Source organism: Thiobacillus sp. 65-1402 (genome assembly GCF_001897685.1).
Taxonomy (GTDB): domain Bacteria; phylum Pseudomonadota; class Gammaproteobacteria; order Burkholderiales; family Thiobacillaceae; genus Thiobacillus.
The window spans coordinates 1-13,624 of sequence record NZ_MKUG01000106.1 but is presented as its reverse complement, the minus strand read 5'-3'; the positions used below and the strand labels follow the sequence as shown (position 1 = coordinate 13,624).

Sequence of the window (13,624 nt, the reverse complement as noted above, 5' to 3'; positions counted from 1 at the left end):
TACACCACCAGCCACCCGCGCGAAATGACGCAGCGGCTGATCGACTGCTACGGCACGCTGCCGAAGCTGGTGTCGCACCTGCATCTGCCGGTGCAGTCCGGCTCCGACCGCATCCTCGCGGCGATGAAGCGCGGCCACAGCGTGCTCGAATTCAAATCGATCGTGCGGAAATTGCGCGAACGGCGTCCCGACCTCTGCCTGTCGTCGGACTTCATCGTCGGCTTTCCCGGCGAGACCGAGGCCGATTTCGAGGCGACCATGAAGCTGATCGAGGAACTCGACTTCGACGCCAGCTTCTCCTTCATCTACAGCAAGCGCCCCGGCACCCCGGCCTCCGACTACCCGGACGACGTCACGGCCGAGCTGAAGACGCAGCGGCTGATGCGTCTGCAGGCGCAGATCGAGATGCAGGCGCAGCGGGTCAACCAGGCCATGGTCGGCACCGTGCAGCGCGTGCTGGTCGAAGGCCGTGCCCGCAAGAACGCCGAGGAGCTCGCCGGCCGCACCGACAACAACCGCATCGTCAACTTCGCCGGCCAGCCGCGCCTGATCGGCCGCTTCGTCGACGTCGTCATCACCCAGGCCCTGCCGCACAGTCTGCGCGGCGAGGTCGCCATCAGCGAAAGCGGAAGCGCTTGAAAACCGACATCGTCGAACTGCGGCTGGCGCCGGAAGACAACCGGCGCCTGGCCAACCTGTGCGGCCCCATGGACGAGAACCTGCGCCAGATCGAGGCGGCGTTCGACGTCACCATCGGCCGCCGCGGCGCCAGTTTCCGCTTCAGCGGCAACGCCGCGCAGGCGGAGAAGGGGGCGCAGGCAATCGAGCATTTCTACAACCGCGCGCACGATGCGCTCTCGCTCGACGACATCCAGCTGGGGCTGGTCGAGATCACGCGCGGCCGCGCCGACGAGGAAGGCCCCGCCTTGCGCACGCGGCGGGCCGACCTGCGTGCGCGCACTCCGCGCCAGGGCGAATACATCGAGCAGATCCGCAGCCACGACATCACCTTCGGCATCGGCCCGGCCGGCACCGGCAAGACCTATCTGGCGGTCGCCTGCGCGGTCGACGCGCTGGAGCGCGAGCAGGTCAAGCGCCTGGTCCTGACGCGGCCCGCGGTGGAAGCCGGTGAGCGGCTCGGCTTCCTGCCCGGCGACCTGACGCAGAAGGTCGACCCCTATCTGCGCCCGCTCTACGACGCGCTGTACGACCTGATGGGCTTCGACAAGGTGACGCGGCTGATCGAGCGCCACGCCATCGAGGTCGCGCCGCTTGCCTTCATGCGCGGGCGCACCCTCAACCACGCCTTCATCATCCTCGACGAGGCGCAGAACACCACGCCCGAGCAGATGCAGATGTTTTTGACGCGCATCGGCTTTGGCGCGCGTGCGGTGGTGACCGGCGACCCGACCCAGATCGACCTGCCCAAGCACGTCAAGTCCGGGCTGACGGATGCGGCCGAAGTGCTGGGCGAGGTGCGCGGCATCGCCTTCACCCATTTCCAGTCCGAAGACGTGGTGCGCCACCCGCTGGTCGGCCGCATCGTCGATGCCTATGCCGCGCGCCGCGCGCAGACAGATGGCCGACCCTGACCCCGAATTGCGGCTGGCGGTGCAGTTCGCCAGCGCCGCGGACGCACTGCCGGCGCGCGCGCAAATCCGCCGCTGGGTCGCCGCCGCGCTGGAACACGCCGCCGAGATCACCGTGCGCATCGTCGACGCCGAGGAGGCGCAGTCGCTCAACCGGGACTATCGCCACAAGGGCTACGTGCCCAACGTGCTGACTTTCGAATACGGCGAGATTTCGCCCGGCGTGCTGGGCGGCGACGTGGTGATCTGCGCGCCGGTGGTCGAGCGCGAGGCGCGCGAACAGGGCAAGCCGCTGCAGCATCATTACGCCCACATGACCGTCCACGGCGTGCTCCACCTGCAAGGCTACGACCACATCGACCCGGCGGACGCCGACATCATGGAATCGCGCGAAGCCGCTATACTGAAACGGTTTCGCATCCCCAGTCCCTATTCATCCTGAGTTTTTGCCCACATGGAGCCCGACAGTAGTCCCAAGCCGAGTTTGCTTGAGCGCATTTCCCACTGGCTGATGCGCGAGCCCGAAGACCGCGAGCAGTTGATCGAACTGCTGCACGGCGCCTACGAAAACAGTCTGATGGATGCCGACGCCCTGGCGATGATCGAGGGCGTGCTGCAGGTGTCCGAAATGCGGGTCGGCGAAATCATGATCCCGCGTGCGCAGATGGAAGTCATCGACATCAACGATGCGCCTGAAATCTTCATTCCGCATGCCATCGAAACCGCGCACTCGCGCTTTCCGGTCATCGACCGGGACCGCGACGACGTCATCGGCATCCTGCTGGCGAAAGACCTGCTGCGCCACTACGCCGAGGCCGACACCGACATCCGCGGCATGCTGCGCCCGGCGGTGTTCATCCCGGAGTCGAAGCGGCTCAACGTGCTGCTGAAGGAGTTCCGCTCCAACCGCAACCACATCGCCATCGTCGTCGACGAATACGGCGGCGTCGCCGGGCTGGTGACGATCGAGGACGTGCTCGAGCAGATCGTCGGCGACATCGAGGACGAATACGATTTCGACGAAACCGAGGACAACATCATCCGCGAAAACGAGGGCGTGTTTCGCGTCAAGGCCGCCACCGAGATCGACGACTTCAACCAGGCCCTCGGCGCGCATTTCTCCGACGAGGAATTCGACACCGTCGGCGGCCTCATCGTGTCGCGTTTCGGTCATCTGCCCAAGCGCGGCGAATCGGTGAAATTCGACGGCTTCAATTTCAGCATCCTGCGCGCCGACAGCCGCCGCCTGCACGCGGTGCGCGTCACCCGCCTGCAGGAGGAAGCGGAAGCGCAACTGCCGCTGGTTTAGGGCGCACCACTCCTGGCCATCACCCGGGCGCGCAAGCCTTACAGCGTGTGCCGCCGGTCGCCGCGGGCGAAGCCGGCCAGCGGCGGGATGGCTCCCTTGGCGAAGCCGATCACCTTGAACAACTCGCCCATCTCGGCCGGCGACACCAGCCGCTGCACCGCATTGGCCTGCGGCAGGTAGGCCGCCGCATCGGCGGGCGGCGTCTGCATCAGCAGTTCGGCGAGGCCGCTGTTCAGCAGAAAGCCTGCCTGGCTGGCGTAGCCCGCGAGTTCGAGCCCCGCCGCCGTTCCCGCCCGCGCCGCCGCGCTGAAATCGACGTGCGCGGTGAGGTCGGCGAGGCCCGGCAGATAGAACGGATCGTCCAGCGAATGGTGGCGGTAATGCGCGCGCAGCGTGCCCATGTGGCGCTGCGGGTGGTAGTACTCGCTTGCGGCAAAGCCGTAGTCGATCAGCAGGAGCAGGCCGCGTTGCAGAGACTGCGCAAGCGCGGCGATCAGCGCATCGGCCGCCAGGCTGATCTCGGAGAGATAGCCGGGCGCCAGGTTCAGCGCCGCGGCGCGGGCGTGCAGCAGCGGGTCGGCGATGCGCCGGTCCTGCCACGCAAAATTGTCGCCATCCAGCGCCACGCCGCGCACCAGCGACGCATCCGCCGTCCAGTGCACCAGGTCCACCGGCAGCGCGTCGAGCACCTCGTTGCCGAGGATGGCGCCGCTGAAATGCGCCGGCAGTTCGTCCAGCCATTGCACCCGCTCGCGCAGATGCGGCAGTTCGCGTGCAATCGTGTGCTGCTGGCGTTCGCGCAGGTCCGCGCTCACCTCCAGGATGCGATAGCGGGCCGGCAATGCGCCAAGCCGTTCCAGTTCGCCCAGCAGGTCGACCGCCAGCCGCCCGCTGCCGGCGCCCAGTTCCAGCACCTCGCCGCCGGTCTCGGCCAGCAGCGGTGCGATCGCATGCGCCAGCGTGCGGCCGAACAGCGGCGTGAGTTCCGGCGCGGTGACGAAGTCGCCGGCAGCGCCGAATTTCATCGCGCCGGCGGCGTAGTAGCCGAGACCCGGCGCATACAGCGCCGCCTCCATGTAGCGCGAGAAGGGGATCCAGCCGCCGGCGTTTTCGATCAGTGCGCGCAGATGCGCGGCGACGCGCCGGCTATGGGCGAGGGCGTCGGGGGAGGGAGCGGGCAGCATGCGGCGGGACAGTTCAGAAATAATGCGGAATGGCTGGATAATCCAGGATCGAGTGACTATAAGGGCGAACCCCGATGCAAGGCAAAGTCGTATTGATTACCGGCGGGGCCAAGCGGGTAGGCGCGGCGTCGGCGCGCCTGCTGCACGCGGCCGGCGCCAACCTGATGATCCACTACCGCAGCTCGGCCACCGAGGCGCGCGCACTGCAGGACGAACTCAACGCCATCCGCCCCGATTCGGTGGCGCTGATCCAGGCCGACCTGCACGACACCGGCGGCCTGCCGAGCCTGGTCCAGCAGACCGTCGCCAGCTTCGGCGGCCTCGACGTGCTGCTCAACAATGCGTCGAGCTTTTATCCCACGCCGGTCGGCGACATCAGCGAGAAGGACTGGGTCGATCTGATGGGCAGCAACCTCAAGGCGCCGATGTTCCTGTCGCAGGCCGCCGCCCCCGAGCTGAAGAAGCGCCGCGGCTGCATCATCAACATCACCGACATCCACGCCGACCGCCCGATGAAAAGCTACGTCGTCTATTCCGTCGCCAAGGCGGGTCTGGTCGGGCTGACCAAGTCGCTGGCGCGCGAGTTGGCGCCCGAGGTGCGCGTCAACGGCATCGCGCCGGGGCCGATCATGTGGCCCGAGGGCGATTCGAATTTCGACGAGGTCTCGCGCCAGCGCATCGTCTCGCACACCATGCTGAAGCGCGCCGGCGATCCCAGCGACATTGCGCTGGCGGTACGCTTCTTCGCGATGGATACGCACTACGTGACGGGGCAGATCCTGGCAGTCGACGGCGGGCGCAGCGCGAAGCTTTAGCCGCCGCCGCAGCCTTCAGTCTCGCCATGGTCCGCGCCCGGTAGAGCATCAGCGCCGCGAGGCGGTTCAGTTCGCCGTCCGCCCGCACCGCGCGCAGGCGTGATGCGAGCTTGCGCGAGCCGCAGCGCAGGAGGTTGCGATCCAGCGCCCGGCACCGGTTCGCCACTGTCGCTTGCCGACGACAGCGCGCGGTCCATCCGGCTCCGGTCAAGCCTGCCGCCTCTGGCCGCGGGCGAACGGAGAGCCGGAATGGGCTTGCTCCAGCGCCGGTGTCTTTTCCTCGTCCGCTTCGGGTACCGGGGTTTGCGCGGTGCTGTCCGCAAGCTTGGCCAGGCTGGGGCCGGTGGAATGCGTCGCCATGTTCCCGGAAATGACGCCGCCTTCCTCGACCATCAGCGCGCCGTAGCGGATCGTGCCGTTGACCCGGCCGGTGGCATACACCACCAGGCGCTTGCGGGCGGTCAGTTCGCCCTCGAAGGTGCCGCGCACTTCCGCCACGTCGATCTCGGCCTTGCCCGAAAACACGCCGCCTTCGGCGATGCGGATGTCGCGGCTGTTCATCGAGGCTTCCACGCGGCCTTCCACCACCAGGATCTCGCAATCGGTGATTTCGGAGCCTTTCAGCTTGATGTTGGGGCCGACGATGAGCTTGCTGCCCTCGTCGTTGCGTGCGGCTTTGGCAAGCTGCGGCGTGGCTTCCTCGCGGACCGCCTCGGCCGGCCTGGGGGATTCGGCCGGTTTGGCGGGGTAGCCGGTATGGCCCGCCCGGGCCGGGTCGTTTCTGGAATTGGCGGGGTTGCCGGAGTGCATGAAGGTCTTGAGCATGGGATGGGTCTCTCTCGATGCGGGGTTGTAAAACGCTCTGGTGTGGTTGCGGCCGGAACTGGCCGCAGGGGGCACACAGCAATACCCGCGCCAGCAGTTAAAACTCATTTGCAAACAGATCGATAGAGAGCCTGGCCGGAGTGGGCCGGGAAAAAAGCGGGGGCAAATGTCGCTCAATGGCGACGCCAAATCCCGCCGGTTTGAAGGATTGCCCGATAAAACAGCGGGATAGGCAGGATCGTGCATGTCGCCCGACGGCGACATGCAGGGGATTTCCGCGCTTACACCGTCTCGCGCAGGTTCCCGCGGCTGACGCTCTCGCCATCCCTGACGCCGAGCGAGCGGAACGACAGCGCCGACAGGATGGTCAGGCCGCCCAGCGTCAGAAAGGCGTAGTGCAGCGCGGCCGTCACCGCTGCGCGGTCGGTTTGCGGCAGTTCGCCCAGGTACCAGCCGGCGACCAGCGAGCCGCAGGCCAGCCCGAAGCTCATCGACATCTGCTGCAGCGAGCTGGCGATGGTGCTGGCCATGCTCGAATCGGGGGGATCGATGTCGGCATAGGCCAGCGAATTCATGCAGGTGAATTGCAGCGAATTGAAGAAGCCCAAGGCCAGGCCCAGCAGCACGATCAGCATGGTCGGCGTGGCCGGGGCCACCAGCGAGAACAGGCAGACGATGGTGCCGATCATGGCCGTGTTCGCGATCAGGATGCGCCGGTAGCCGAAGCGCGCCAGCACCCGCGCGGAGACAAGCTTCATGCCTATGGCGGCCGTGGCGATCGGCATCATCAGCAGGCCCGACTGCCACGCCGGCATCCCCAGGCCGAGCTGGAACAGCAACGGCAGCAGAAACGGCATGCCGCCCACCCCCAGGCGCGTGATGAAGCCGCCGATCACCGCGACGCGGAAGGTGCGCACCCGGAACAGCCCCAGCCGCAGCAGCGGATGCGGCGCCCGGCCGGCATGCCAGCCATACGCGGCGAGCAGGCCGAGGCTGAGCGCCAGCAGCAGGGCCGCCGAGGCCGCGCCGATCTCGTGCTCGCCGAAGATTTCCAGCAGCCACGACAGTAGCGCCGCGCCGCTGCCGAACAGCAGCAGGCCGACGACATCCAGCGGCCGCCGCGACTCGCCGCGGTAATCCGGCATGTGGCGATGCGCCAGCCACAGCGCCAGCAGCCCCACCGGCACGTTGATGAAGAAGATGGTGTGCCACGACAGCCAGTGCACGATCAGGCCGCCGACCGTCGGCCCCAGCAGCGGCCCGATCAGCGCCGGGATGATGACGAAGTTCATCGCCCGCAGCAGCTCCGATTTGGGGAAGGTGCGGATGATCGCCAGCCGCCCCACCGGCATCATCATCGCCGCGCCGACGCCCTGCAGGATGCGCCCCGCCACCAGCGTCGGCGCGTTCTGCGCCAGGCCGCACAGGATCGAGGACAGGGTGAAGATAGCCACCGCGATGCCGAACACGCGGCGCGTGCCGTAGCGGTCCGCCATCCAGCCGCTCACCGGAATGCACACCGCCAGGCTCAGGATGTAGCTGGTCACCACCGCCTTCAGGCTCAAGGGCGTCACCTGCAGGCCCTCGGCGATCGCCGGCACCGCGGTGTTGACGATGGTGGTATCGAGCCCTTCCATGAACAGCGCCACGGCCACGACCCAGGGCAGGTAGGTTTTGACCGTGGAAGGGTTCATCTGTGCAGGTTGGGGTAGGGCAGTACCGGGCAAGCTAGTTTACGTCAGCCCGCGTCCAGCGAACTGGCATCGGCAGATTAGCGTCCATGCCGTCCCGTCGCTCGGCGCATAATCGTGTCCCCATGTATTCTTCCCTGTTATTTTCGTGGTGACCCGCCGTGCCTGACACGATTGATCCTGTTGTGAACTGGACCGAGGCCGACGTGAGCCGGTCTGCCCGCTGGCGTTCGGAGGGCGGCGCGCCACCGCCCAGGCGCGTGATGGTCGTCGACGACCGCCTTGCCGCGGATGCGGCCTTTCGCCTGGCCAGCGAGGGCGCCGCGCTGCTGTGGCGGGGCGACTTCCAGAACGCGCGCCAGTTGCTGCAGGCCATGGCGCGCCGCATCGACCGCAAGCCGCGCAAGCCTGCGTCGTCGCCGACCGAGGCTTTCAATTTGCATCGCCAGGCGCAGTCCCAGCGCGCCCGCACCCTGGGGATGCTGCTGCTGCCGCTGGAGGCGGATTTCAGCATTCCCCTGCGCCGTGCGCCGAATGTCAAAGAAGCCTGTGCCGAAGCCTACGGCGTGGGGGAGGAGCCCTCGGTGGTCTCGCTGCGCGAATTGCTCGGCGTGATCGGCGCCCACGAGTGGCGCAAGAAAGGCGTGGACATCCCGGCACTCGGCGAGCGCATCCACCCCCACTATGGGGTGTTTTCGCCGGTGCGTGGCGAGTATCTCAAGCTGGTGGCCGAGGCGCCGCTGCCGACATCGAAGCTCGCCTTCGACATCGGCACCGGAACCGGCGTGCTGGCGGCGCTGCTCGCCCGCAGAGGGGTCAAGCATGTCGTCGCCACCGACCAGGACCCGCGCGCCCTGGCCTGCGCGCGCCAGAACATCGCCCGGCTTGGACTGAAAGGGCGGGTCGATGTGGTCGAGGCCGACCTGTTCCCCGAAGGGCGCGCGCCGCTTATCGTCTGCAATCCGCCCTGGCTGCCCGCGCGTGCCAATTCGCCGCTCGAACACGCGATCTACGACCCGGACAGCCGCATGCTGCTGGGCTTCCTGAACGGGCTGGCGGCGCACCTGGAAGCGGGCGGCGAAGGCTGGCTGGTCCTGTCGGACCTCGCCGAACATCTGGGGCTGCGTACACGCGAGTGGCTGCTCGCCGCGTTCGACGCCGCCGGATTGAACGTCGTGGCGCGGATCGACACCAAGCCCACGCATCCCCGCGCCGCCGATGCCACCGATCCGCTCCACGCCGCGCGCGCGGCCGAGGTGACGTCGCTGTGGCGCCTCACCGCACGAAACCCCTGACCAACAGACTCATCACACCCAACAGGAAACGCATCATGAACACCCGCCGCCATCTGTTTACCTCCGAGTCCGTGTCGGAAGGCCATCCTGACAAGATCGCCGACCAGATTTCGGACGCCATCCTGGATGCCTTTCTGGCCGAAGAACCCGAGGCCAAGGTCGCCTGTGAGACCCTCGTCGCCGACAACCTGATGGTGATCACCGGCGAGTTCAAAACCGTGCGCAAGGAATTGTTCGACGAGGTGCGGGGGCGCGCTGAATCGATCGCCCGCCAGGTGCTGCGCGACATCGGCTACCGCGATGCCGAAACCGGCATCGACCCCGACACCTGCGAAGTGCAGGTGCGTTTTAACCACCAGTCGATCCAGATCCACAAGGGCATCACCCTGGCCGACGGCGACATCGGCGCCGGCGACCAGGGCCTGATGTTCGGCTACGCCTGCGACGAAACCCCCGACCTCATGCCGTATCCCCTATGGCTCGCGCACCGGCTGGTGCAGAAGCAGGCCGCGCTGCGCAAATCCGGCGCCCTGCCGTGGCTGCGCCCCGACGCCAAAAGCCAGGTCACCGTCGCCTACGAAGGCAACAAAATGGCCGGCGTCGAAACCGTGATCATCTCCACCCAGATCGCCCGCGACCTCGACCCCGCCTGGGTCGCGCAGGAAGTGACGCGCGAAATCGTCGACCCGCTGGTGCCGGCCGAGCTGCGCACGCCGACCTTCCGGCTGTGGGTCAATCCCGCCGGCCCGTTCGAAATCGGCGGCCCCAACGGCGACACCGGCCTCACCGGCCGCAAGATCATCGTCGACACCTACGGCGGCTCCTGCCCGCACGGCGGCGGCGCGTTTTCCGGCAAGGATCCCACCAAGGTCGACCGCTCGGCCGCGTACATGGCGCGCTACATCGCCAAGAACCTGGTCGCGGCGGGCTATGCGCGGCGCTGCCTGGTGCAGCTGGCCTACGCCATCGGCGTCGCCGAGCCGGTGTCCCTGCTGGTCGACACCTACGGCACCGGAACCGTGCCCGATGAACAGCTGGAAGACATAGTGCGCTGCACCTTCAAGCTCACCCCGCGCGGCATCATCGAAAGCCTCGACCTGCGTCGCCCCATTTACCGGAAGACCGCCGCGTACGGCCATTTCGGCCGGGCCGAGCCGGAGTTCACCTGGGAGCGCACGGATCAGGCGGAAAAGCTGGCGGCGTACAAGGGCTGAGGCGGGTTGAAAACAATGTGAACCCGACTTCTTTTTATGGTGATCTGCCCCCAATAGTTCAATAGTTAAGATTGTTCAATCGAATTTATCGATATTAAGTACAGATAATAATCGTTTGATAAATATTGCCCCCCTCTTTACTCTGTAAATGCACCAGTTCGGTGCATTTTTTGACTTCACAGGAGCAGTAAATTGAGCGGTTTGATCTCGAATTTCCCCTCTGACGGCATCGTGACCGTCAATCGCGTGGTCCTCAAACCGGAATACAGCGTGGACGACCTGCAGGAACGCGTGGCCTTCCTCTGCGAAAACGTCAAGACTTATCACTCCGACACGGGCTTCGTCGGGGGCTTCGTCGCGCTGAATTCCGGGCAGGTGTCGAACGAAGGCTCGACGATCGGGCAGGCCGTCGAAAGCCCGATGAAGGGCCGCGAGGCACTGATCGTGACGTTCTGGACAACGTTCGAGCTCCACGAGCGCTCGCACAAGTCCGAGACCTTCCAGCCGCTGTTCCGGCGTGCGCTGGAACTGTGCGAGAACGGCAACGAGGAGATCGCCTACGAGATGCTCTGGTCCGGCAAGGCCTACGATCCGTCAGAGCTTGAAGCGGCACGGCACGCCAAGGAGGCCTACGCCGCCGGGGCCTGACGTCCGTTCGCCCGGTCACGGGCGGAGGCTTCGGTCCGTTTTCGTCGAAACCCCGTCAGCCCCCGCTCCGCCGGCTCAGGCCAGTTTTTTGTAGGCCCGATACCACTCCACCCACTTCCCGATCCCATACTCCAGCGTCGTCGCCGGCTTGAAGCCGGTGTCGCGGATGAGGTCGTCGACGTCCGCGTAGGTCGCCTGCACGTCGCCATCCTGCATCGGCAGGAAATTCTTCTTCGCTTCCTGCCCCAACGCCTTCTCGATGGTGCCGATGAAGTCCATCAGCTGCACCGGGGTGTGGTTGCCGATGTTGTAGACGCGGTAGGGCGCGTGGCTCGATGCCGGGTCGGGGTTCTTGTGGTCGAAGTTCGGATTGGGCTGCGGGATGCGATCGAGCACTTTGACGGTGCCGTCGGCGATGTCGTCGATGTAGGTGAAGTCGCGCATCATGTCGCCGTGGTTGAAGACGTCGATGCTGCGGCCTTCCAATATCGCCGAGGTGAACAGCCACGGCGACATGTCGGGCCGACCCCACGGGCCGTAGACGGTGAAGTAGCGTAGCCCGGTGGTCGGCAGGCCGTAGAGGTGCGAGTAGGTGTGCGCCATCAGCTCGTTGGCCTTCTTGCTCGCGGCGTAGAGTGAAACCGGGTGGTTGACCGGGTCGTGGGTGGAGAACGGGATCTTGGTGTTGGCGCCGTAGACTGAGGACGAGCTCGCGTAGACGAAGTGCTTGACGCCGTGATGGCGGCAGCCTTCGAGCAGGTTGGCGAAGCCGACGATGTTGGACTGTACGTAGGCGTGCGGATTCTTCAGCGAGTAGCGCACGCCGGCCTGCGCAGCGAGGTTGATGACGGCGTCGAAGTGGCCCTTCTCGAACAGATCCTCCATCGTCATGCGGTCGGAGATGTCGTCCTTGAGGAAGCGGAAGTTGGGCCAGGGCTTCAGCTGTTCCAGCCGCGCCAGCTTCAGCGCCGGGTCGTAGTAGTCGTTGAGGCTGTCGATGCCGACCACTTCGTCGCCGCGCTGCAACAGGATTTGCGCGACGTGCATGCCGATGAACCCGGCGGCGCCGGTGAGCAGGATTTTCATTGTCTGGCCTCCAAAGTGGCGTCAAGTTTAGCATCGGCGCCTTTACAATCCGGCGATGCCCACCCTGCGCCTGCTATTCGACTGGACGCTCTACCGGCTGGTCCTGCTGCTGGCAGCGCCGCTGATTCCGCTGCGCCTGTTGTGGCGCGGCCGCCGCGAGCGCGGCTATCTGCAACACTGGAACGAGCGGCTGGCGCTTGGCCCCGCGCCGGTGGCCGGCGCGCTGTGGATCCATGCGGTGTCGGTCGGCGAGATGCGCGCGGCGCAGCCGCTGGTCGCCGCCCTGCGCGCCGCGCATCCGGACGCGCCGCTGCTGCTCAGCTGCATGACGCCGACCGGGCGCGCCACCGCCGAAGCGCTGTACGGCGACTTCGCGACCATCGTCTATCTGCCCTACGACTACGCCTGGCTGGTGCGCCGCTTCCTGCGCCGCGTGCAGCCGCGTGCCGGCATCCTGATGGAGACCGAGTTGTGGCCCAACCTGATCGATGCCGCGGCGCGCCAGAGGATTCCCATGGTGCTGGCGAACGCGCGGCTGTCGGCGCGCTCGGCGCGCGGCTACGCGCGGCTGCCGGCGCTGACGCGGGCGTGCCTCGCGCGTATCGCTGCCGTCGCTGCGCAGAGCGAAGCCGACGCCGCGCGCCTGCTCAAGCTGGGCGCCGCATCGGTGCATGTCACCGGCAATCTCAAGTTCGACATCGCGCCGCCGCCCGCGCTGCTCGAACGCGGCGCGGCTTGGAAGGCGCAATGGGGACAGCGCTCCGTGCTGCTGGCGGCGAGCACGCGCGAAGGCGAGGAGGCGCCGCTGCTGCGCGCGTTTGCCGCAGCCGCGCCGGCCGGGGTGCTGCTGGTTCTGGTGCCGCGCCATCCGCAGCGTTTCGACGCGGTGGCGGAACTGATCGAGTCCGCCGGATTGTCATGGCAGCGCCGTAGCGCGCTGGACGGGGCGCAATTGCATGCCGGCACGCGGGTGCTGCTCGGCGACAGCCTAGGCGAGCTGTTCGCGTATTACGCCGCGTGCGACGTCGCCTTCGTCGGCGGCAGCCTCGCGCCGCTGGGCGGGCAGAACCTGATCGAGGCGGCGAGCGCGGGGCGGCCGGTGCTGGTGGGGCCGCACACCTTCAACTTCGAGGAGGCGGCGCGGCTGGCGATCGGGGCGGGCGCTGCGCTGCGGGTGAGCGATGCCGACGACCTGCTGGAGAACGCGCTGGAGCTGCTGAACGATGATGCGGCGCGCAGCCGCATGGGCGAGGCCGGCCTCGCGTTCGTCGCGCGCCATCGCGGCGCGGCGGCGCGGGTGGCGGGGCTGGTAGCGCCGCTGCTGAAGGTCCGCTGACCGCAAGCGGCCCGGGGCGGGCCTCCGGCAGCCGCCCGCTTATTGCGGCGCCGCGGGTTTCAGGTGGCGGTCGATTTCGGCCAGGTCGGCCGGGCCGAGGCTGCCGACGGCGGCCTTGAGTGACAGCCCGGACAGCAGGTAGGCATAGCGCGCGCCGGCGAGGTCGCGGCGCGCGGACAGCACCTGCTGCTCGGCGTTGAGCACGTCGAGGTTGGTGCGCACGCCGACCTGCAGGCCGAGCTTGGTGGATTCGAGCTGCGCCTTGCTGGAGGTGAGCGCCTGTTCCAGCGCCTGCACGCGGGCGACGCCGCTGCTGACGTTGAGCCAGGCCTGGCGCGCCTGCAGGCTGGCCTCGCGGGTGGCGTTTTCCAGATCCTGGCGCGCCTTTTCCTGGTTGGCGACGGCTTCGCGCACGCGCGAACTGGTGAGTCCGCCCTGGTAGATCGGCAGGTTGAGTTCCAGCCCGATGCTGGCGATGCGGGTGTCCACCTGCGTGGTGCCGAAATTCTGATTGTTGTTGACGGTGTAGCCTGCCACCGCATCGAGCGTGGGGTAGTGGCCGGCGCGGTTGCGCTCGACTTCCTGGTCGGCGATGGCCTTGGCGATGCGCTGGATCTCGGCCTGCAGGTTGC

At 67.1% G+C, this 13,624-nt stretch carries 14 protein-coding genes; 9 read left to right on the top strand and 5 right to left on the bottom strand.

Annotated elements, in window-relative coordinates; genetic code table 11:
• From BGO62_RS09050 to BGO62_RS09035, 4 genes are all read left to right on the top strand, one after another.
• On the top strand, positions 1-639 hold a 639-nt coding region (locus BGO62_RS09050), incomplete at its 5' end, for a TRAM domain-containing protein (protein WP_296641543.1).
• A complete protein-coding gene (locus BGO62_RS09045) occupies positions 636-1,592 on the top strand; it encodes a PhoH family protein (protein WP_296641540.1) in 957 nt (318 codons plus the stop codon). The genes BGO62_RS09050 and BGO62_RS09045, both read left to right, overlap by 4 nt.
• Positions 1,579-2,031: an rRNA maturation RNase YbeY gene (gene ybeY, locus BGO62_RS09040; protein ID WP_296641538.1), complete on the top strand. Its 453-nt coding sequence runs from the start codon at positions 1,579-1,581 to the stop codon at positions 2,029-2,031. The genes BGO62_RS09045 and ybeY overlap by 14 nt, the downstream gene beginning before the upstream one ends.
• A 12-nt stretch (positions 2,032-2,043) precedes the next feature.
• Positions 2,044-2,898, top strand: coding sequence for a transporter associated domain-containing protein (locus BGO62_RS09035; protein WP_296641537.1), 855 nt, complete (start codon positions 2,044-2,046; stop codon positions 2,896-2,898).
• 38 nt (positions 2,899-2,936) lie between these two features.
• Here the strand turns inward: BGO62_RS09035 and BGO62_RS09030 are convergent, their stop codons facing one another.
• Entirely contained in the window at positions 2,937-4,082 is a 1,146-nt protein-coding gene (locus BGO62_RS09030) for an SAM-dependent methyltransferase (protein WP_296641535.1), read from the bottom strand.
• Positions 4,083-4,156: 74 nt separating this feature from the next.
• Here BGO62_RS09030 and BGO62_RS09025 point away from each other — a divergent pair, with 74 nt between their 5' ends.
• Positions 4,157-4,897, top strand: a complete 741-nt coding sequence (locus BGO62_RS09025; protein WP_296641533.1) for a pteridine reductase — start codon at positions 4,157-4,159, stop codon at positions 4,895-4,897.
• 207 nt (positions 4,898-5,104) lie between these two features.
• Here the strand turns inward: BGO62_RS09025 and BGO62_RS09020 are convergent, their stop codons facing one another.
• Together BGO62_RS09020 and BGO62_RS09015 are read right to left on the bottom strand one after the other, a co-directional pair.
• Positions 5,105-5,722 carry a polymer-forming cytoskeletal protein gene (locus BGO62_RS09020; RefSeq protein ID WP_296641530.1) on the bottom strand — a complete coding sequence of 206 codons (618 nt, stop codon included), beginning with the start codon at positions 5,720-5,722 and terminating at the stop codon, positions 5,105-5,107.
• Between the two features lie 281 nt (positions 5,723-6,003).
• Complete coding sequence (locus BGO62_RS09015; RefSeq protein ID WP_296641528.1) at positions 6,004-7,416, bottom strand: MFS transporter; 1,413 nt, start codon at positions 7,414-7,416, stop codon at positions 6,004-6,006.
• A gap of 182 nt (positions 7,417-7,598) precedes the next feature.
• Between BGO62_RS09015 and BGO62_RS09010 the strand changes: the two genes are divergently transcribed.
• The 3 genes from BGO62_RS09010 (at position 7,599) to BGO62_RS09000 (ending at position 10,570) form a co-directional block, all read left to right on the top strand.
• Positions 7,599-8,708 (top strand): class I SAM-dependent methyltransferase, encoded by a 1,110-nt coding sequence (locus tag BGO62_RS09010; protein WP_296641525.1) that lies wholly within the window; start codon positions 7,599-7,601, stop codon positions 8,706-8,708.
• Positions 8,709-8,743: 35 nt separating this feature from the next.
• Complete coding sequence (metK, locus tag BGO62_RS09005; RefSeq protein ID WP_296641522.1) at positions 8,744-9,922, top strand: methionine adenosyltransferase; 1,179 nt, start codon at positions 8,744-8,746, stop codon at positions 9,920-9,922.
• Positions 9,923-10,114: 192 nt separating this feature from the next.
• Positions 10,115-10,570: a ligand-binding protein SH3 gene (locus tag BGO62_RS09000; RefSeq protein ID WP_296641521.1), complete on the top strand. Its 456-nt coding sequence runs from the start codon at positions 10,115-10,117 to the stop codon at positions 10,568-10,570.
• 75 nt (positions 10,571-10,645) lie between these two features.
• Here the strand turns inward: BGO62_RS09000 and BGO62_RS08995 are convergent, their stop codons facing one another.
• On the bottom strand, positions 10,646-11,656 hold the full coding sequence (locus tag BGO62_RS08995) for an NAD-dependent epimerase (RefSeq protein WP_296641520.1): 1,011 nt from the start codon (positions 11,654-11,656) through the stop codon (positions 10,646-10,648).
• Positions 11,657-11,711: 55 nt separating this feature from the next.
• On the opposite strand from BGO62_RS08995, the gene waaA reads away from it, so the two are divergent.
• Positions 11,712-12,992, top strand: a complete 1,281-nt coding sequence (gene waaA / locus BGO62_RS08990; RefSeq protein ID WP_296641518.1) for a lipid IV(A) 3-deoxy-D-manno-octulosonic acid transferase — start codon at positions 11,712-11,714, stop codon at positions 12,990-12,992.
• A gap of 39 nt (positions 12,993-13,031) precedes the next feature.
• Here the strand turns inward: waaA and BGO62_RS08985 are convergent.
• Positions 13,032-13,624 (bottom strand): TolC family protein (locus BGO62_RS08985; protein ID WP_296641515.1); only part of this gene is annotated, 593 nt, incomplete at its 5' end.